This window comes from Kribbella sp. NPDC026596, assembly GCF_040638415.1.
GTDB lineage: Bacteria > Actinomycetota > Actinomycetes > Propionibacteriales > Kribbellaceae > Kribbella.
Genome location: NZ_JBEZYF010000007.1, coordinates 119,041 through 137,819 on the forward strand (window position 1 = coordinate 119,041; position 18,779 = coordinate 137,819).

Below are 18,779 nucleotides of genomic sequence, written 5' to 3' on the forward strand. Positions count from 1 at the left end.
GAAAGGATGGGTGGGTGGAACGCAAGGTCGAGTCCGGGACCGCGACTGTCGAGGCGGCGGCTGATGGCACCTTCGTGCTCCGGGTCGACGGGTCCCTGCAGTCACAGGTCGACCTTGCGGATCCCACCCACCTGGCCTTCGAGTACATGCGCCGGATCGGTGACGTCGTGGACGCCTTCGCGCCGCGACGTCAGCCGGTCGCCGTCGTGCACGTGGGCGGCGCGGCGCTCAGCCTGCCGCGGTACGTCGCCACGACGCGTCCCCGCTCCCGGCAGATCGTCCTCGAACCGGACGAGGACCTGACCGAGTTCGTCCGCGAGGCGCTCCCGCTGCCGAAGCGCTCCGGGATCAAGGTGCGCGGCGTCACCGGCCGGGCCGGGATCACCGAGCTGTACGACGACTCGATGGACCTGATGATCCTGGACGCGTTCGAGAACGAGGCCGTCCCGGCGAACCTGGTGACCACCGAGTTCTTCGCCGAGTGCGCGCGCGTCCTCCGGCCGACCGGCGTACTGGTGGCGAACCTGATCGACGGATCCGCCGGCCTGCCGTTCATCCGCCGTACGGCGGCGACCGTGTGGACCGTGATCGGCGACGGCGTCCTACTCGCGGAGCGGAAAGTCCTGCGGGGCAAGGGATTCGGGAACGTCATCCTGGTCGCGTCACGCCGGCCCGTCCCCGATCTCACCGCGGCCGGCCGTCGGGCTCAGCCGCCGTACGACGTGATGCCGCTGGCTGACCTGGCCGGGAAGGCGGAGCCGCTCACCGACGCCGAGGGTTTCGTCACGCCGCCCGCGCCGCCCGGTACCTTCCGGAGCTGAGCCGGTCGAGCGCTTGCGCGACCGCCGCTCGCTCGGTGCGTGTCGCGCCGACCGCGTGGACGAGGTGGTCGAGGCGATCCCGTCGGGCCAGCCGAGTGCCCTGGAACCACGCCTGGATGGTGGCCCGGGGGATGCCGGTGAGCTGCTCCAACGCCCGCAGCGACCGCGGGCGGGCGAGTGCGGACAGCGCGCTGCCCAGGTCTTCCAGGGTCTCGGTGGTCTGCAGCAGTTCGACGATGTCCTGGGGGTCGCGGCTCGCGGACTCCCAGTGCCGCCGCCAGACCGGCAGGAGGTCGGCGGCCACTCCGCAACCGGTCAGGAAGGCGGCGGTGACCTCCCAGGTCGGCAGCCGGTTGCCGCTCGCCGCGCGCACCAGGTGGGCGTGCGAGTAGTGCGCCTGTTCGGCCAGTTCGCGATACGTCAGGCCGGAATGCCGTCGTACTCGCTGCAACGCGGCGGCCAGGGCCTCTATATCCTGCACGTGATCGAACATAACTCAACATGATCAAACAGATCAAGTGACAGGGGTCAAGTTACGATTGGGCCATGTCTGCCGCGAGGGTTGCCGCTCTGACCTATTACCCGGTGAAGGGCCTGTCCGGCGTGTCCGTCGACCGGGCCGAGGTCGGACCAGCCGGCCTGCGCGACGACCGGAGCTTCATGCTCGTCGAGCCGGACGGTACGTTCCTCAGTCAGCGCAGCCTGCCCGCGATGGCGTCGCTGCGCGCCGAGATCGCCGGCGAGGCGCTCCGGCTGTCCGGTCCCGGCGCCCCGGATCTCGAGATCCCGATCCAGTACGACGGCAAGCGGCGCGACGTCAGCCTGTTCGGGAAGTGGTTCGGCCAGGGCGTTGTCCAGGACCCGGCCGCCGACGAGTGGTTCACCGACCGCCTCGGCAAGCCGGCCGCGCTGGTCCGGGTGACCCCCGAGCACGATCGGCCCGGCTGGGGTGTGCACCGGGGTCAGACCGGGTTCGGCGATGCGCACGCGCTCATGATCGCGTCCATGTCCTCGCTGGACGGACTGAACGAGCGGATCGTCGAGCGTGGCGGTGACGCCATCCCGATCAACCGCTTCCGGCCGAACATCGTCGTGGCCGGCTGGTCCGAGCCGCACACCGAGGACAAGGTGCTGCGGATGTCCGCGGGTTCGGTCGAGATCGGGTACTCGGCGCGTTCGATCCGGTGCGCGGTCCCGACCGTGGACCAGGCGACCGGCGAGAAGTGTGGTCCCGAGCCGACCCGGACGCTGGCGTCGTACCGGCGGCAGCCCGACTACGGCGGCGGGGTCAGCTTCGGGATGAAGGCCGCGGTGCTTGCCGAGGGCACCATTTCGGTCGGCGATGAGATCGTGGTCCACGAATGGATCCCGGCCGGAACCGATCCGGCGCCCGACCGCCGGTAGCTTCCTGAGGTGGACCGCACACGCGATGAACTAGCAGGCGACCCGGTATCGACCTGTGACCGCCTTGTAGGTGCAGGTGTCGAAGGTCTTCCCGGCCGGCGTCTGGAACCGGGCGGTGTCGCCGGTGTTGTTCCAGATGTAGTTGCCCTGGTTCCAGTACAGGGTCAGCGCGCGGTTGCGGTTCTTGCCGGTGCGGACGATCGCCGTCGTCCGGCCGGCGAGCACGTAGCCCCTCGGGAAGACGAAGACATGGTTCGCCACGTCGAGCACGCGGAAGCCGGACAGGTTGATCGGCCGCGTACTGATGTTGCGGATGGTGAAGAACTCCTGGTTCAACTGCGCGTTGGTGCGGACGTCCGTACCGGGCGGGTGCCGGTTCCCCCCGGCGGTCGCACCCGTTAGCCGTCACGCTCCGTGCTCGTCAAGTGCTCAACCAACAGTCGTCGCGACCCCGTGCTCGAGCAGCGTGACGCGGTCCGCCAGACCGGCGTCGGCGAACGCCTTCACGAACTGATCCGGGCCTTCGGTGAAGTGGGCCCAGCCTTCGGTGTGGACGGGCACGATGGTCGCGGAACCGAGGAGGTGGGCGGCCTCGACCGCGGCCTCGGAGGTGAGCGTGAGCGCCGCGCCGTCGAGGAGGGCCGTACGCGCGCCACCCGCGAACAGGACCGCCACGTCGATCGGCCCGAAACGATCGGCGACCTGCTTGACCAGGTCGACCGACGCGTTGTCGCCGGAGACGTACACGGTCGGCAGCCCTTCGCCGCTCAGCACGAACCCGGTGACCACACCCAGGACCGCCTCCGTACCCTCAGGACCGTGCAGTGCGGGTACGCCGGTCACCGTGATCACACCGCCGTCCGGACGCGGCAGCTCGCTCGTCTCCCAGTTCGCCAGACCTCGTACGCCGGGAATCCGGGTGGCCGCTCCTGGAGTCGACAACACGGTCGGTACCGACGGCAGCAGGGCCCGGCCGGCATCGTCCAGGTTGTCCTTGTGCTCGTCGTGCGAGAGCAGGACGACGTCGATCGGACCAAGCTCCGCGGCCGGGATCGCCGGGCCGATCAGCTTGGTCATCACCCGGCCGGGCAATTGGTAGTCCCGGGGCTCGTCGAACGCCGGGTCCGTCAGGAACGTCAGGCCACCGAGACTGAGGACGGCGGTCGGGCCGCCGATGTGCGTGATCTTCATGTCCACGATCCTCGGCTCCGCCCCGCGGATCCACCATTGGCCCGAGAGCCACAGTTCCTGAAGATCGGGCCATACTGTTCCCATGCGTACAGTCGCCGTCCTCGCCTACGACGGGATCAGCCCGTTCCACCTGTCCGTGCCCTGCCTGGTCCTCGGCGATCGACACGTCCCGCCGAGCCGGTACGACGTACTCGTCTGTGCCGAGCAACCGGGATCACTGCGGACGAACGCCGGCTTCGGCGTCACGGTCGACCGCGGGCTCGACGTGATGGACGAGGCCGACGTGGTGGTGCTGCCGAGCTGGGATCCGGGTCGCGAGGCGTCCGCCGTACTGATCGATGCGATCCGGCGGGCGCACGCGCGGGGAGCGACCGTGGTCGGGTTGTGCGTCGGTGCGTTCCTGGTTGCGGCGAGTGGGATCGCGGACGGGCGGGAGGTGGTGACGCATTGGCGCTGGGCGGAGCAGTTGCAGGCGCGGCATCCGGAGCTGACCGTACGGGCGGATGTGCTCTGGTCGGATCTCGGTGATCTCATCACGTCCGCGGGGACGGCGGCGTCACTCGACTGCTGTCTGCATCTGGTGCGCACGCATCATGGCGTCGAGGTGGCCGAGCGGCTGGCCCGGGACATCGTGGTCGCTCCGCATCGCAGTGGTTCGCAGGCGCAGTACATCCCGGTGCCGGTGCCACCGGATCCCAGCGACGACGTGATCGAGAAGGCGATGGTGTGGGCTCGCGCGCGGCTCGATCAGCCCGTGTCACTGGACGAATGGGCGACTGCGGTCGCGATGTCACGGCGTACGTTCACGCGGCAGTTCCGCGCCCGGACCGGAAGCTCCGGGCAGGCCTGGCTGCTGCGCCAGCGGCTGGACCGGGCTCGGCTCCTGCTGGAGACGACCGACCATCCGATCGAGCGGGTCGCCGGGGAGAGCGGCTTCGGCAGCAGCGCGGCGCTACGGCATCACTTCCATGCGGTGCTGGGGACGACGCCGCAGCGGCATCGGCAGGAGTTCGGTGCGCTATAGCACCAGGAGAAGCATGTAGAAGGCCGGTGCGGCGAAGGTGATCAAGAGGATCCAGGCGATCATCCGGTGCCGGGGCTTGTCCCGGCTGAGGGAGGACGCGAAGTAGAGCACGGCGCCTTCCTCGGTGTGCCGGCTCAGCCCCATCCGCCGGGCCTCCTCGGGGCGCGGATCCGGGCGCTCGTCCGACAGCGCGTCCGGCGGAATCCCGAAATGCGCGGGCCGAGCCGGTTCCAGATCATCGCGTTCGCCGAACATCCAGCCTCCCGCAGGTTGGTCGACCATGAGCAGTCTCCCCATGGTCGCACCAACCTCCAGCAGGTCCTACGAGAAATCCGCCACCCACGCAACCCGGGTCTTGCTGGAGCAGATCAGCGGGCACAGGATGCCGCTGTCGTACGGCGATCCCTTGGCCCCGACACCCAGCGTCGTAAGACCGCAGCTGAGGACCGTGCTCTTGCTGCTGCTCATCATCTGGTCGAACGCCTGTTGCGCGGACATGTTGTCACCGCCGGCGCCGGTCTCCGACCCCGAGCTCTTGTTGAGGCTCTTGCCGGACGACGCCCGGTCGCCGGCCTCCCCGCGTGCACCGAGGGTGAGGTTGGGGTCCTGCTTGAGCGGTGCGCATCCGTTGTTGACGCGGGCGTTGTCGATGAGGTTGAACAGCTGCTTCTCGTCGCCCGTCATCTGCCCGTCAACCGGCGGCGGCGCGGTGGTCGTCTGCGTCGGGCGGGGCTGGGTCGTCGAGACCGTGCGGCCCGGGGACGTCGGAGCCGTTGTCGGCGTCGTGGTCGCCCGATCTTTGGTGGGGGTACCGGTCGGGCCATCCGTCGGGGTGGTGCTGGTCGACGGGGTGTCGGTGGGGGTGGCCGTCGGGGTCTGGGTGGGGGTCGCCGTCGGAGGCACCGTGGGTGGGGTGCTCACGCGGGAGCTCGGGGGAGCGACCACCGGCTTCGCGGTCGGGGTGATGTAGGTGTCGTCGGTCCGCGTGACGATCGGGACGGAGGCATCCGCCGGGTCGTTCTGCGGCTGGTGCAGCAGGATCCACGAGATCGGGGTGATCACCAGCAGTACGGACGCGATCCCGATCACGGTCCGCCGGGTCCGCGCGGCCTTCCCAGCTGCCGCAGACCGAGCTGCCGCCCGAGACCCGCCACGCCCCGGACCGGACGAACCACGCCCGTCGGCCCCGGACCCGCCACGTTCCGGCCCACCAGAGCCCGAGCCACCACGTCCACCGGCCGCACCGTTGGAGCGGGCCGCACTCGAGGAGCCGATCGTCCCGGTGGAGTCCATCGCGCTCGCGGAGGCGGCCGAGCCTATCCCGACCGACGCGGCGGAGCCGCTCGCAGTCATACCGTCGCCAGTCGTGCCAGTTGCCGGCGCAGTTGTCGAGCCGTACGCCGACTCGGCGCCGACCGCGCCAGCAGTCGAGCCACCCAGCAGAGCCCAGTCATCGGCCGCGCCGGCCGACTGCGAGTCCGCCGTACTAGCGCGCCGCGCCGACCACGCGCCCGCGGTGTCGCCTAGCCCAGAGGACTGCGGCTCACCGCTCGCGCGGCGGGTGGACCAAGTGCCGGCTGTGTCACCGAGGCCGGCAGACTGCGGGTCTGGCGTGCTGGCACGCCGGGAGGACCAGGTGTCGCCGAGGCCCGAGGACTGCGGGTCAGCCGCGGCGCGGCGGGAGGACCAGGTGGCGGCGGTGTCGCCGAGGCCCGAGGGGCGGGTCTCGGTGGCGGGCGGCGCGTCTGTGGTTCCTCGGCTCCGGCGGCCGACTGCTCGGCGGGCTGGGCTGGGAGCAGGAGTGGGGTCGGTGCCGGCGATGGATTGGGCCACCCAGGAGGGGGAGCCCGCCGGGCGGGAGCCCAGGCCTGAGGAGTCCGCGTCCGGCGGGCTGTAGCTGGGCATGGCCGGCCGCGGTGCGTACTGCGGAGTGGCCGGACGGGACTGGGCGTCGGCCCAGAACGGGGATTCGTTGGCGGCACCCGCAGACTGCGCGGTCGCCCAGAACGGGGACTCGTCGCTACCGCGCGGTGCGTACCGGGGTGGTTCGGGCGGGGGCGCTGGCGTGGTGTCAGCCGGAGGAGTGGACCGGTTGCCGGACCGCGACGAGCGCGTGGCGGCGCGGGTCGCCTTCCTGCGTGGCTTGTACCGGCTGTTGCCGGAGTCGGACATTATTTCGTTGTTCCCTTCACTGTCTCGCCCCCAAGACGTTCCTTATCACTCATCTCACCGGAGCCCCCCGGGACGGTCCGGCGACATGACAAGGACGGATCTACCCGCAGTGACCGGCCGTGAACCGGCCGGACATTGTGGCCGTGAGACAACATCTCCGCCACACTCGGTGTGTTCGACACAATGACACCCCGGCCTCAGCTGCGACCGAAGTCCTGGACCCAGCTGCCCGGTCCCCAGTCGGACCTGACCTGCCCCGAGTCGTATCCGACGCCGATCGAGGTGAACCGGCAGTTCAGGATGTTCTTGCGGTGGCCGTCGCTCTGCATCCAGGCCGCGACCACCTTCTGTGCGCTGTCGTAGCCGGCCGCGATGTTCTCGCCCCAGCTCGATCCGCGGTACCCGGCGGCCGACATCCGGTCGCCGGGGTCCTGCCCGTCGGGGTTCGTGTGGTCCATGTAGTGCCGGCGGACCATGTCCGACGCGTGCCTGCCGGCGGCCGCGACCAGGCTGCTGTCCAGCCGGAGCGGGCCGCAGCCCTGCTGCTGACGGATCTGGTTGGTGTAGTCGAGCACCTGGCGCTCCTGCGCGCTGGTTCCACCACCACTTGCCGGCGGCTGCTCGGTGTCCCGCGGCGTCGGCTCGGTCGTCCGCGTCTTCGTCGGCGTACTGCTCGACGGCCGCGGCTTGGTCCTCGGCGCATCCGGGGTCCGCTGCGTCGAAGGCCGCACCGTCACGGTCGTCACGCCGACCGTCGGAGCCGTCGGCGTGGTGAGGCTGTTCGCGGGCGTGCCGCTGGTGACCGGGGTGCCCGGCGACGTGGACGTGGAGGTGGCCGCTAACCCGAGAGCCGGAGTACCGACGACGGGAGTGGTCACGCCGTTCGGCAGCGTCTTGGTCACGGTGACACCGGGTACGCCGGCAGTCGTGCCCTCGACCTCGGACGGGCCGGAGTCCTGGCCGGTGTCCTCGGAAACGTTGAGCACCTTGGTGGCGTCCTCGACCGTCGAGTGGTCGCGAGACATCAACCAGAGCACCGGGCCGATGGCGAGCAGTACGGACAGCGCGCTGACGATCGGGCCGATCAGGCCACGGCTCCGTCGAGGAGCACGTCGACTTCCGCGGTGTCGCCGGGGGGTAGGCGAATCCGTCATGGGTGGGCGAATCCTCTTCGTTTTCGTCGTACCGAGTGCTTCGTCGTTCCCCGTGGTTGCTGCCAGGTCCCCCCTGGTCACCGAACAGCGACCTTAACCGATGGGTAAGGTCACCGTTACAGGTTCGCGACGGCTCTTAACGTTCCCCGAAGGTTCTCCGGGAAACGATTAACGACGCGGCTCAGCCGCCGAAGTCCTGCACCCAGCTCCCGTTGCCCCACTCGGGCTTCACCTGGCCGGAGTCGTAGCCGATCCCGATCATCGTGTAGCTGCAGTTGAGGATGTTCTGGCGGTGGCCCGGGCTGTTCATCCAGCCCTTCACGACGGCCGCGGCACTGGAGTAGCCGACGGCGATGTTCTCGGCCATCGCACCGCCCTTGAACCCGGCCGCCTTCATCCGGTCGAACGGGCTGCGGCCGTCCTGGCTGTCGTGCGCGAAGTAGTGCTTGTCGACCATGTCCGCGGCGTGCGCCTCGGCCGCGTTCGTCAGCGCGCTGTTCGTCCGCAGCGCCCCGCAACCGGCCTTGGCCCGCTCTTGGTTGGTGAGGGCAAGCACCTGTGCCTCGGCGGTTCCCGACCCGCCGCCCGGCTTGGTGGTCGGCGGTTTCGACGTCGTGGTGGTGCGGGTCGGTCGCGGCGACGGCTTCGGGGTCCGGGTCCCGTCGCGGCTGGGCTGCGTACTCGATCGGGTCGGCGTCGGCGTCGGGCTCTTCGTCTTGGATCGGGTCGGCGTCGGGGTCGGCGTCGTACGACGAGGTGTGACGGACGGACTGGTCGGCCGGATCGGGGTCACCGGAGTCGTGAGCGGGGCGTCGTCGGACGCCGTGGTGACCGAGGTCACCGGATTCGCCTGGCCGGTGGGCTTGCGGTCACCGGTGTCACGCAGGACGAACCAGCTGATGCCCACCAAGAGGACCAAGGCGGACAACGAGGCGATGAGAGGTCCGGCCACTCCACTGCCAAGTGACCGTTTGTGGTTCGTCATGGTGAGCAGCCTTGCCCAGGTCAGCGCTTGCCCACTCCCGCACGGACCGCACTTCACGAACCTTTGACTATCTCAGCCGTTTGAAACGCACCCTTCAGCGCGATCGGGCGATGACGATGTCCGCGATGACCTTCCAACCCAGGCTCCGGTACAGGCGCAGGCCGTCGATCGAAGCGATCAGGATCCCGCGCTTGGCGCCCTGGGCCGCGGCCGTCTCGACCAGCGAGGCCATCACGGCACTGCCGAGGCCACGCCGCCGGTGCGCCGGGTCGGTCTCGATCCGGTCTGCGACCGCGTCCTCGCCGACCACAGCCATTCGGCCGCTCGACACCACCCCGCCGTGCAGTGTGGCCCGGGTGATGATCAGGTCGGACTCGAGTTCGGTGTGCAGGGCATAGCGCTCGTGCAGTTTCAGGGCAGGCTGCTCCGACAGCTGGATCGTCATCAGCCAGTCCTGGTCCTGCTGGACCTCGAGGCCGAGATCCTCCAGCTGCTCGATCCGGGCCTCTTTGTCGTCGGTGGCCAGCGTGATCCAGCCGGCGCCACGACCACCGCCACCGGCCGAGGCCAGCTCGGCGGCACGCTCGACCCGCTCGGGTTTGTCATCGGCATCCAGTACGACGTACTCCGTGGCGCGGTTCTCCTCACCCGCACGGACGACCAAGATGCCGTCGTTGTCGTCCTCCACTGTGGTCCATCCCCGCGAGACGGACCACCCGGCCTGCCAGCGGCGGACGAGTTCCTCACGATCTCTCACCCGACGATTCAAGCAGTCAGAACCCGCCACGGCGAGGGGAACTTGTGTCGCTTGACACCAACTGGCCGTATTCCGTCGCTTTCGGGCGGTCACCACTACCGCTCCGGCAGCCCCGTCCGCAACCCCACCCACCCCGGCGCCCAGACAAATTCCAGGGGGCTGGCGGGTCAGGGGCGCGGGTCGGTGGCGAGCAGGTCGTAGCCGAGGAGATCCAGGTACTCCCCGTCACGCCGGGGCGAGGCCAGCCGCTCGGTGCTCACCCGGGTGAAGCCGTTGACCTCGGCAACGTGCGCCGACGCGGTGTTGCCCTCGGCAGCGAAGATCGTCAGCCGGCGCCGGCCCAGACCGCCCTCCGCGATCGGCCGGAAGGCGTGGCCGATGACCAGCCCGACCGCGGTCGACATCACCTTGCGGCCGCGCGCCTCGGGGTGCAGCCAGTAGCCGATCTCGCCGACCGTCTTGTCGATCCTGTTGTTGAGATCGAAGGCACTCACGCAGCCGAGCAGCTGATCGGACGCCGCATCGGCGATCGCCCACGACACCCCTTCGCCGTTCGCGAGGTTGTCCTGCCGGGTCCGCATGAACCCCTCGGCGTCGCTCAGCTGGTACGGCGACGGCATGCCGGCCAGCCAGTACTGCGTCCGTTCGTCGTTGCACGCCTCCGCGATCCGTGGCGCGTCCGCCGGCTGGAACGCGCGCAACCGGATCCCGCCGTCCTCGAGCCCCGGCACGGACCACCAGTTGCCCTGCGGCTCGAGGTCGTCGTCCTTCCCGACCGTGGCGATCCACTCGTCCCGCCGGACGTCGCGGGCCAGTCCTCCCTCGGGTACGACGACCACGCCGCGGAACCCGCACTTCCACGCGACCCGGCGCGAGGCCCAGTTGCCGGTGAACGCCCGCCAGATCACCCGGTTCCAGCCGAAGACGTCGAACGCGTACCGCAGTACGAGCTTCACCGCCCGGGTCATCACTCCGGCGCCCCGGGCCCACGGCGCGACCGAGAACCCGATCTCGCCGACCTTGCCCTGCCCGTCGTGCAGATCGACGGTGCCGCTGAAGCGACCGTCGTACTCGATCGCCCAGGCCCAGGAGCCACCGTCGCGCCAGCCCATCGGGACGATCTGGGTCACGAAGGATTCCGCGTTCTGGCGGTCGTACGGCACCGGGATGGTGGTCCAGTGCTGCATGTCCGGGTCCTGGCACATGTCGTAGACGCACTCGATGTCGTCCGTCGTGTGTGCACGAAGGGTCACCACGCCATCGGTCAGAACCGGAACGTCCTCGGGGAATCGCATGCTTCAGCGTGACGCGGTGCGACCGGCGAGGCAACGTCATTTCCCTGACAGCGCCGGGAATCGAGATTAGGCTGGGGGCGTGAACGCAGCCGGAACAGAGCCGTCGCGGGGCCGGGGTGGGCAGCTGGCCGCCCAGCGACAGGCCACGATCGTTGCCGAGGTCAACAGTCGTGGCGCGATCACGGTCGCCGAGCTGGTCGACCGGTTCGGGGTGTCGGACATGACGATCCGGCGCGACCTGGACGCGCTCGACTCCAGCGGGCTACTGCACAAGGTGCACGGTGGTGCCACGTCGGTGGGGCTGCGCAGTGCGCACGAGCCCGGCTTCGACGCCAAGCTGACCCAGGAGTCCGCGGCCAAGCAGGCGATCGCGGCGGAAGCGGCCGGCCGGGTCCAGCCCGACAGCGCGATCGGTATCGGTGCCGGGACGACGACGTACGCGCTGGCTCGTCAACTGCTGCGCGTGGAGAACTTGACAGTTGTCACGAACTCGGCGCGCATCGCCGACGTGTTCCACGGCAACGGCCGCTCGGACCGTACGGTCGTATTGATCGGTGGCATCCGGACTCCGTCCGACGCGTTGGTGGGTCCGATCGCCACCGCTGCGCTGGCGTCGCTGCACCTCGATCTGCTCTTCCTCGGCGCGCACGGCGTCGACGCCGAGCACGGGCTCAGCACGCCGAACCTGATGGAGGCTGAGACGAACCGGTCCTTCATCGCCGCGAGTCGTGAGGTGATCGTGGTCGCCGACCACACCAAGTGGGGGACCGTCGGCCTGAGCACGTTCGCGAACTGGGCCGACCTCGACGTCATCGTCACCGACAGCGGCCTCTCCACCGCCGCCCGCAAAGCCATGCGCGACACCGGGTGTGAGCTCGTCATCGCTTCCTAGCTGAGCCGGGACGCCCCTGCTGAAGGGGTTGCGGCGAGGGCGTTGGGTGCGGTGAAACCGTGCTCTGCAAAGGCCTTCTCGATCGCGGCCAGGACGGACTCGGCCGCGTCTGCGTCGACCAGGGCGATGATGCAGCCGCCGAAACCGCCGCCGGTCATCCGGGCTCCGAGGGCACCGGCCTCGAGGGCGGTGTCGACCGCGACGTCCAGCTCGGGGACGGTGATCTCGAAGTCGTCGCGCAGTGACGCGTGCGACGCGGTGAACAGCGGCCCGACCTCACGGAGCCGGCCGGCGTGCATCAAAGCCACGGCTTCCTCGACCCGGCGGATCTCGGTGACCACGTGCCGGACCCGGCGCCGTACGACGTCGTCGCTCAACCGGGCGAGTGCGTCGTCCAGATCGTCGTACTCGATCGATCGCAGGGCCGGTACGCCGAGCTCGGCCGCGGCCTGTTCACAGCTCTTCCGGCGGGCGGCGTATTCACCGTCGACGTGCCGGTGAGGTGCCTTCACGTCGACGACCAGCAGCGCGAGGCCGTCAGCCGCCGGGTCGAACGGGATCTGGTCGGTCGACATCGCGCGGATGTCGAAGTACAGGGCGTGGCCTTCGGTGCAGCACATCGACGCCATCTGGTCCATCAGTCCGACCGGTGCGCCGACGTACTGGTTCTCGGCCCGCTGCGCGAGCCGGGCGACCTCAGCGGGGTCGACGTCGATGTCGCGCAGGCCGAGCAGGGCCACGGAGGTCGCGCAGAGGAGTGCTGCCGACGACGAGAGGCCGGCGCCGGACGGCAGGTCCGAGTCGACCAGCAGGTTGGCGCCACCGATCGGGTAGCCGGACTCGCGCAGGATCCACGCCGCACCGGCCGGGTACGCCGCCCAGTCGCCGACGGATCCCGGGGTCAGTTCGTCGATGGCGAACTCGGTGATGCCTTTGTGCCCGCTGGACGCGACCCCGATCCGGCCGTCGTCGCGCTTGGACGCGGTCACCACGATCCGGTTCGGCAGGGCGATCGGCAGCACCAGGCCATCGTTGTAGTCGGTGTGCTCGCCGATCAGGTTGACCCGGCCGGGTGCCCGCCAGCTGCCGTCCGGCGCCGTACCGAAAACAGTCTCGAAACTCACGAACCGACCTTCCGCAGGGTCTCGGCCACATCCTCGGGCCGGGTGTCACTGATGAACGCGCCCATGCCGGACTCCGAGCCGGCCAGGTACTTGATCTTGTCGGCGGCCCGGCGGATCGACAACACCTCGAGGTGCAGGTAGCCGAGCTCGCGGTCGGTCCGGACCGGGGCCTGGTGCCAGGCCGCGATGTAGGGCAGCGGATCGCCGTACAGGCCGTCGAGGCGGCCGAGCACCTCGAGGTACAGCTCGGCGAAGTCGTCGCGCTCGCCGACCGACAACTCGTCGATGCCGAACACCTGGCGGTGCGGGTAGAGGTGCACCTCGACCGGCCAGCGGGCTGCCTCGGGCACGAACGCGGTCCAGTTGCCGTTCTCGGCGACGACCCGGGTGCCCTCCTTGCGCTCGGCGGCCAGGACATCGGCGAACAGGTTGCTGCCGGCAACCTCCTGGTGCTGCCGGGCCCGCGCCATCAGGGTGCGCATCCGCGGCGGCAGGAACGGGTAGGCGTAGATCTGGCCGTGCGGGTGGCTGAGCGTCACGCCGATCTCGCGGCCGCGGTTCTCGAACGGGAAGACCAGTTCGACGTCGTCGCGGGCGCCGAGCTCGGCGGTCCGGTCGGCCCAGGTGTCGACCACCAGGCGGGCCTGGCCCTGGGACAGGTTGGTGAACGACTGGTTGTGGTCGCTGGTGAAACAGACCACCTCGGTCCGGCCCGGACCGGCGAAGGAGGGGAACCGGTTCTCGAACACGGCGACGTTGTAGTCGTGGTCCGGGATCTCGGTCGGGTTGCCCGGCTTGCTCGCGCACAGCGGGCACTGGTCGGCCGGCGGCAGGTACGTCCGGGTGTTGCGGTGGGTCGCGTAGGTGATCACGTCACCGGTCAGCGGGTCGGTCCGCAGCTCGACCTGGGGTTGCGGGGCCGGCAGCCCGCGGGTGTCCTCGAGCGGCACCCGGGCCGGGGCATCGGCCGGGTCGTAGTAGATCAGCTCGCGTCCATCGGACAGCAAGGTGTCGGTCCGCCGGGCACCGCGCGGTGTCTTCATCGTGTGACCCTCCCAGGACGTCCGACGTGGACGGCCAGGAATCATCGTAAACCAACAAACTCGAACATGCACCGTGGGACCCGCCACCGCTACAGTTGCTGAATGGACGACTACGCCCAACGAACGCCCTCTCGACAGTCGACGAGAGGGCGCTAGGAACTCCCACCCATGAACGACACCCTGCTCAACATCGTCCTGATTCTCGTCTTCGTGCTGATCGGTGGGGTCTTCGCCGCGGCCGAGATGGCCCTGGTCTCACTGCGCGAGAGCCAGCTCAAGTCACTGTCGCACCGCGGCCGGCGCGGCGAGATCGTGGCCAAGGTGGCCGCCAACCCGAACCGGTTCCTGTCCGCCGTCCAGATCGGCGTGACCCTGATGGGCTTCCTGTCCGCCGCCTTCGGTGGCGCGACACTGGCCGACGGCCTGGCCCCGAAGCTGGAGAACATCGGTCTGCCCGAGTCGGTCGCGAACACCGTCGCCCTGGTGCTGATCACGATCGCCATCTCCTACGTCTCGATCGTGCTCGGTGAGCTCGCCGCCAAGCGACTCGCGCTGCAGCGGGCCGAGACGTTCGCGCTCGGCCTGGCGCCGCTGGTCGACAAGATCGCCTCCGGCGCCCGCCCGGTCATCTGGCTGCTGTCGAAGTCCACCGACCTGGTGGTCCGCGCCCTCGGTGGCGACCCGAACGCGAACCGTGAGGTGATGAGCGACGAGGAGCTCCGCGACCTGGTCTCGGCCCACGAGTCGCTGGGTGAGGAGGAGCGCCGGATCGTCGACGACGTGTTCGAGGCCGGCGGCCGGCAGTTGCGTGAGCTGATGCTGCCGCGCACCGAGGTGGACTTCGTCGACGCGGAGATGCCGGCGTACAAGGCGGTCAAGTTCGCCGCCGAGCGGCCGCACTCGCGCTACCCGGTGATGAACGGCTCGGCCGACGACATCGCCGGCTTCGTGCACGTCCGGGACCTGTTCGACCCGGCGGTCGCTTCGCGCTCGGTCCGGGTCGGCGACCTGGCCCGCGAGGTGCTGATGCTGCCGGACACCGCGAAGCTGCTGCCCACGCTGACCGAGATGCGCCGCCGCTCGACGCACCTGGCCATCGTCCTGGACGAGTACGGCGGCACCGCGGGCATCGTCACGATGGAGGACCTGGTCGAGGAACTCATCGGCGACATCAAGGACGAGTACGACGAGGAGTCCACCGAGACGACGCGGTTGCGCAGCGGCGACATCGAGGTCGACGGCCTGCTCAACCTGGACGACTTCGCCGACGAGACCGGCCTCGAGCTCCCCGACGGCCCGTACGAAACCGTCGGCGGCTTCCTCGCCGCCCAGCTGGGCAAGGTCCCCAGCAAGGGCGACGAGGCCCGGGTCGACAGCCACACCATCACCGTCCTGGAGATGGACGGCCGCCGGGTGGCCCGGGTCCGCATCCACCGGGTCAGGCCGGCTGGGGAAGAACCGGCTCCGGGCGAGGAACCAGCACCCTCCGCCGACTGAGGATCACCACGCCGCCGACCACGTAGCCGAGGCCCTGGAAGACCAAGACCGGAATGATCCCGACGGCATCGCCGAGGAAGCCGGCCGAGGTGATGCCGATCAGGACGGCGATGCTCTCGGTGGCGGTGATGGCGCCGAAGATCCGGCCGCGGGTGCCGTCCTCGGTCAGGTTCTGGAAGACGGTCATCATGCCGGCCACGGTGAACGCGCCGGGCAGGCCGACGATGATCATGCAGGCGAAGGCGGGGATCAGGCTGTCCGAGAGCAGCGGGTAGCAGAACAGCGTCAGGTCGACCGGGCCGAAGAAGAACGCTCCGACACCCCACATTGTTGCTGCAGGCAACCGTGAGCCGATGGCGGCGGCAACCAGGCCGCCGACGATGCCGCCGATCGCCTGCGACGACACGATCAGGCCGTACGCCGTCCCGTCGCCACCGAGCTCGGCACTGACAAAAGGTGCGAACAGCGTGCTCATGATCCCTTCACCGACGCCGGTGACGAGGCAGAAGACGAACAGCAGCCGCATCGCCTGACCCGCGACACACAGCCGCAAACCTTCGGTCCACTCGGCCCGCAGGCGGCGGATCGCCCCGCCCGCCTCCTCGGCCGCGGTCGCGTCGTCGTGCTCGTGCTCGTGCTCGTGCGAGGTCGCGGTGCGGCGGTGCCGCATGCCGACGATCAGCACGACGGCAATCAGAAAGGTGCAGGCATCGGCCAAGGCGAGCAGCGTGAGACCACCGACGGCGGCCAGGACGCCGCCGAGCGCGGCGCCGACCAGGCGGGCGAGGTCACGGATCTGGCTGTTCAATGCATTGGCCGTCACTAGTTGCTTGGAGTCGACCAGCACCGGGACGAGTGACTGCTCGGCCGGGCTGAAGAACTGCTGCAAACAGCTCTGCGCGAGGACGACGCCGTACACGATCCAGATCGCGCTCTCGTCGCGCACCGCCAGCAACGGCAGCAGGACCACCGCGTTCAGGATGTTCGTCACGATCATCGTCTTGCGCCGGTCCCAGCGATCGACGAAGACCCCGGCCAGTGAGCCGAGCAGGACCGGCGGCACGAACGAGGCCAGCAGCAGTCCGCCGGAGGCCAGCGTGGATCCGGTCAGTACGTACACCTGGAACGCGAGTCCGGTCCGCAGCAGCCAGTCACCGATCAGCGAGATCAGCCCGGCGCTCAGCATCAGCCGGTAGTCGCGTTGCCGCGCGAGGATGCCCCACAAGTCCTTCATCGCTACTGCTCCTCAGGGGTGATCGTGACGATCTGGGTGATGGAGACGTGCCGGCTGCCCGGTGGGCGGGTGGACTTGTCGTCGATCGGCCGCTCGTCGACGTACCGCTGCAGCAGGGCATCGATCTGGGTGACGAGCTCGGCCAGTTCGTCGCTGGTCAGGTAGAACCCGCTCTGGCCGATGCCCGAGTTCTCCCGCCAGACCGTGTCCTCGGTGGTGCGGTCCTGCTGCCACTGGCTGAGTCGCTCGAGCGCTCGCTCGGCCAGCAGTTGCTCGAGGACGTCGGCCGCCGCGGCGCCCTCGGGAGTCGAGGCCGCGTCGCGCCACGACTGCGAGGTCGACACCAGTCGCCATGGCCGTTCCCGGTTGTCCTTGCCCGGGGCCGGCTCGACGAAGTCGTACTTCGCCAGCTGCCGCAGGTGATGCGATGCCAACGCCTGGCTGATGCCGAGCCGCCGGGCCGCGTCGGCCGCGGTCATCGGCCCTTCCCGCCCAAGCAGGGACTGCAGGTCCAACCGGACCGGGTGGGCCATCGCCCGAATAGCCAGCGGATCGGCCAGCAGTCGCATCCGCCGCGGATCCTTCTCCAAAGACATGCTTGGAATATGCATCGGCCTGCATCCGATGTCAAGCCATTGCTTGGAATATGCCCAGTGCGACGCCGTACGTGGGCCGAGCATCTGCGCCAGCACCACGAGCGCATCACCGGCCCGGATGCCGACCTCTACCGCGCGGCCGCCGACTTCTCCCTCGAGCGGCCGCGCACCCGCCACCTGCTGGCGACCTGATTCAGCCGGTCTGCTCGCGGATCCACTCGAGACCGGACTCGGCGTGGGCCAGAACCGAGACGTGGCCGAGGCCTGGGTAGAGATCGAGCTTGGCGGTCGGGAGGTGGTCGGCCAGCCATTGCCCGTGGGGACTGGGGATGATGCCGTCGTCGGTGCCGTGGGCGAGGAGCGTCGGGGCGGTGATCTTGGCGAGGTCGCAGCCCCACGGCACTACATAAGAACAGTCGTCGTCGATCAGCCCGTCCGGGCCGTTCGGCATCGACTTGTCACCGGCGACCGAGCCCAGCCAGCCCCACGGTCCGTCGAACATGGCCAGGTCCGCGGCGGTGAACTCCGGGTCGTACTCGACGCCCGAGGTCTCGTGCCGCACCTTCGCGTCTCGCCCCGCGGCTGCCGCCCGGAGTGACGCGAGTCCGGAGGGGATCATGCCGTCGTACCAGTCGAGACCGTCGGCGTCGTACGGCGCGATCGCGGCGAAGGTGGCGACGGCCTCGACCCGCTCGCCGAGGACCGCGGCCGCCCCGAGCGCGTACGACCCGCCGCCGGAGTAGCCCATCAGCGCGAAGCTGCCGACCCCGAGGGCGTCCACGACCCTGGTCAGGTCGGCCGCGACCGAGGCCATCGTGCGTCCGGGGGCCGCGGTCGAGCCGCCGTACCCGGGCCGGTCGAAGCCGATCCACCGGATCCCGAGCCACTCACCGGCCTCGAACAGCGGCTCGGGCGGGACGCCGAGGTTCGGCGTGCCGTGGTGCCAGACGACCGCGAGCCGGCCGTCGTCGCCGGGCGCGCTGTCGTATACGTGCAGGGTCCGGCCGTCCGCCAGCCGGAGGTCCGTCTCGTCCATGTCGCTCACCTTAGGTTCGTCGGGGTCTTGCCGAGCGGTACGTCGGACACCCGCGGACGGACTCGACATTCGGAGGCAGCGGATCCTGCCCGAAGGTGAAATGTCGAGTCCGCCCGGCGGTCTCCGACCTCTGCTGCGAAGATCCATCCAGACTCCGAAAGGAACCGTCATGAAGTACCTGCTGCTGATTCACAGCAACCCGATCACCTGGGGCCACCCGTCCTTCCTGAACACCGAGGAAGGTCAGGCGCTCCCGAAGAAGGCCCGCGACGCGCTGGCCGCGCAACTGGAAAAGCTCCTCCAGGAACTGGACGACTCCGGCGAGCTCATCAACGCCGTACCGCTCGACGCGCCGTCCGACACCCGCGTGGTCCGGGTCCGCAAGGGCATTCGCGCCACCACCGACGGCCCCTACTCCGAGGCCAAGGAGCAGCTCGCCGGCGTCTTCCTGATCGACGTCGACACCGCCGAGCGGGCCGAGGAGATCGCCGCGACGATCCCCGAGGCTGAGTTCTACGCAGTGGAAGTCCGCAAGGCGTCAGTGTTCGACTAGG

Annotated in this window: 21 protein-coding genes; 7 read left to right on the forward strand and 14 right to left on the reverse strand. The window is 69.6% G+C overall.

The window, feature by feature from the left end; all coding sequences use genetic code 11:
* Positions 1-14 precede the first annotated feature (14 nt).
* Complete coding sequence (locus tag AB0E63_RS08175; RefSeq protein ID WP_360363096.1) at positions 15-821, forward strand: fused MFS/spermidine synthase; 807 nt, start codon at positions 15-17, stop codon at positions 819-821.
* Here the strand turns inward: AB0E63_RS08175 and AB0E63_RS08180 are convergent.
* Positions 784-1,302 carry a helix-turn-helix transcriptional regulator gene (locus tag AB0E63_RS08180; RefSeq protein WP_360363098.1) on the reverse strand — a complete coding sequence of 173 codons (519 nt, stop codon included), beginning with the start codon at positions 1,300-1,302 and terminating at the stop codon, positions 784-786. The two genes, AB0E63_RS08175 and AB0E63_RS08180, sit on opposite strands and share 38 nt — an antisense overlap.
* 65 nt (positions 1,303-1,367) lie before the next feature.
* On the opposite strand from AB0E63_RS08180, the gene AB0E63_RS08185 reads away from it, so the two are divergent.
* A complete protein-coding gene (locus tag AB0E63_RS08185; protein WP_360363100.1) occupies positions 1,368-2,225 on the forward strand; it encodes an MOSC N-terminal beta barrel domain-containing protein in 858 nt (285 codons plus the stop codon).
* Positions 2,226-2,255: 30 nt separating this feature from the next.
* On the opposite strand, the gene AB0E63_RS08190 is transcribed toward AB0E63_RS08185, so the two are convergent.
* Both AB0E63_RS08190 and AB0E63_RS08195 read right to left on the reverse strand, forming a co-directional pair.
* Entirely contained in the window at positions 2,256-2,561 is a 306-nt protein-coding gene (locus AB0E63_RS08190; protein WP_360363101.1) for a lamin tail domain-containing protein, read from the reverse strand.
* A gap of 93 nt (positions 2,562-2,654) precedes the next feature.
* Positions 2,655-3,416 (reverse strand): MBL fold metallo-hydrolase, encoded by a 762-nt coding sequence (locus AB0E63_RS08195; protein ID WP_360363103.1) that lies wholly within the window; start codon positions 3,414-3,416, stop codon positions 2,655-2,657.
* 82 nt (positions 3,417-3,498) lie between these two features.
* Between AB0E63_RS08195 and AB0E63_RS08200 the strand changes: the two genes are divergently transcribed.
* Entirely contained in the window at positions 3,499-4,440 is a 942-nt protein-coding gene (locus tag AB0E63_RS08200) for a helix-turn-helix domain-containing protein (protein WP_360363105.1), read from the forward strand.
* On the opposite strand, the gene AB0E63_RS08205 is transcribed toward AB0E63_RS08200, so the two are convergent.
* From AB0E63_RS08205 to AB0E63_RS08230, 6 genes are all read right to left on the reverse strand, one after another.
* On the reverse strand, positions 4,435-4,737 hold the full coding sequence (locus tag AB0E63_RS08205; RefSeq protein ID WP_360363107.1) for a hypothetical protein: 303 nt from the start codon (positions 4,735-4,737) through the stop codon (positions 4,435-4,437). The two genes, AB0E63_RS08200 and AB0E63_RS08205, sit on opposite strands and share 6 nt — an antisense overlap.
* Positions 4,738-4,761: 24 nt before the next feature.
* On the reverse strand, positions 4,762-6,612 hold the full coding sequence (locus tag AB0E63_RS08210) for a hypothetical protein (protein WP_360363108.1): 1,851 nt from the start codon (positions 6,610-6,612) through the stop codon (positions 4,762-4,764).
* Between the two features lie 197 nt (positions 6,613-6,809).
* A complete protein-coding gene (locus AB0E63_RS08215) occupies positions 6,810-7,766 on the reverse strand; it encodes a CAP domain-containing protein (RefSeq protein ID WP_360363110.1) in 957 nt (318 codons plus the stop codon).
* Positions 7,767-7,947: 181 nt separating this feature from the next.
* The gene (locus AB0E63_RS08220) at positions 7,948-8,751 is read right to left on the reverse strand and encodes a CAP domain-containing protein (protein ID WP_360363112.1); all 804 of its coding nucleotides are present in this window, start codon (positions 8,749-8,751) and stop codon (positions 7,948-7,950) included.
* A gap of 94 nt (positions 8,752-8,845) precedes the next feature.
* Positions 8,846-9,508, reverse strand: coding sequence for a GNAT family N-acetyltransferase (locus AB0E63_RS08225; RefSeq protein WP_360363114.1), 663 nt, complete (start codon positions 9,506-9,508; stop codon positions 8,846-8,848).
* Positions 9,509-9,675: 167 nt separating this feature from the next.
* A complete protein-coding gene (locus tag AB0E63_RS08230) occupies positions 9,676-10,803 on the reverse strand; it encodes a GNAT family N-acetyltransferase (RefSeq protein ID WP_360363116.1) in 1,128 nt (375 codons plus the stop codon).
* 79 nt (positions 10,804-10,882) lie between these two features.
* On the opposite strand from AB0E63_RS08230, the gene AB0E63_RS08235 reads away from it, so the two are divergent.
* Positions 10,883-11,695, forward strand: a complete 813-nt coding sequence (locus AB0E63_RS08235) for a DeoR/GlpR family DNA-binding transcription regulator (RefSeq protein ID WP_360363118.1) — start codon at positions 10,883-10,885, stop codon at positions 11,693-11,695.
* On the opposite strand, the gene galK is transcribed toward AB0E63_RS08235, so the two are convergent.
* Together galK and galT are read right to left on the reverse strand one after the other, a co-directional pair.
* Positions 11,692-12,819 carry a galactokinase gene (gene galK, locus AB0E63_RS08240; protein ID WP_360363120.1) on the reverse strand — a complete coding sequence of 376 codons (1,128 nt, stop codon included), beginning with the start codon at positions 12,817-12,819 and terminating at the stop codon, positions 11,692-11,694. The two genes, AB0E63_RS08235 and galK, sit on opposite strands and share 4 nt — an antisense overlap.
* Positions 12,816-13,862, reverse strand: a complete 1,047-nt coding sequence (gene galT / locus AB0E63_RS08245; RefSeq protein ID WP_360363122.1) for a galactose-1-phosphate uridylyltransferase — start codon at positions 13,860-13,862, stop codon at positions 12,816-12,818. Before galT ends, galK begins: the two co-directional genes overlap by 4 nt.
* Positions 13,863-14,030: 168 nt before the next feature.
* Between galT and AB0E63_RS08250 the strand changes: the two genes are divergently transcribed.
* Positions 14,031-15,359: a hemolysin family protein gene (locus AB0E63_RS08250; RefSeq protein ID WP_360363124.1), complete on the forward strand. Its 1,329-nt coding sequence runs from the start codon at positions 14,031-14,033 to the stop codon at positions 15,357-15,359.
* On the opposite strand, the gene AB0E63_RS08255 is transcribed toward AB0E63_RS08250, so the two are convergent.
* Together AB0E63_RS08255 and AB0E63_RS08260 are read right to left on the reverse strand one after the other, a co-directional pair.
* Positions 15,301-16,593, reverse strand: a complete 1,293-nt coding sequence (locus AB0E63_RS08255; protein ID WP_360363126.1) for an MFS transporter — start codon at positions 16,591-16,593, stop codon at positions 15,301-15,303. The two genes, AB0E63_RS08250 and AB0E63_RS08255, sit on opposite strands and share 59 nt — an antisense overlap.
* Positions 16,594-16,595: 2 nt before the next feature.
* Positions 16,596-17,189 (reverse strand): helix-turn-helix domain-containing protein, encoded by a 594-nt coding sequence (locus AB0E63_RS08260; RefSeq protein WP_360363128.1) that lies wholly within the window; start codon positions 17,187-17,189, stop codon positions 16,596-16,598.
* Positions 17,190-17,246: 57 nt separating this feature from the next.
* On the opposite strand from AB0E63_RS08260, the gene AB0E63_RS08265 reads away from it, so the two are divergent.
* Positions 17,247-17,381, forward strand: coding sequence for a hypothetical protein (locus tag AB0E63_RS08265; RefSeq protein ID WP_360363130.1), 135 nt, complete (start codon positions 17,247-17,249; stop codon positions 17,379-17,381).
* A 1-nt stretch (position 17,382) separates the two neighbouring features.
* Here AB0E63_RS08265 and AB0E63_RS08270 read toward each other — a convergent pair whose 3' ends face one another.
* Positions 17,383-18,225 (reverse strand): alpha/beta hydrolase, encoded by an 843-nt coding sequence (locus AB0E63_RS08270; protein WP_360363132.1) that lies wholly within the window; start codon positions 18,223-18,225, stop codon positions 17,383-17,385.
* 169 nt (positions 18,226-18,394) lie between these two features.
* On the opposite strand from AB0E63_RS08270, the gene AB0E63_RS08275 reads away from it, so the two are divergent.
* Positions 18,395-18,778 carry a YciI family protein gene (locus AB0E63_RS08275; protein WP_360363134.1) on the forward strand — a complete coding sequence of 128 codons (384 nt, stop codon included), beginning with the start codon at positions 18,395-18,397 and terminating at the stop codon, positions 18,776-18,778.
* Position 18,779: the final 1 nt, after the last annotated feature.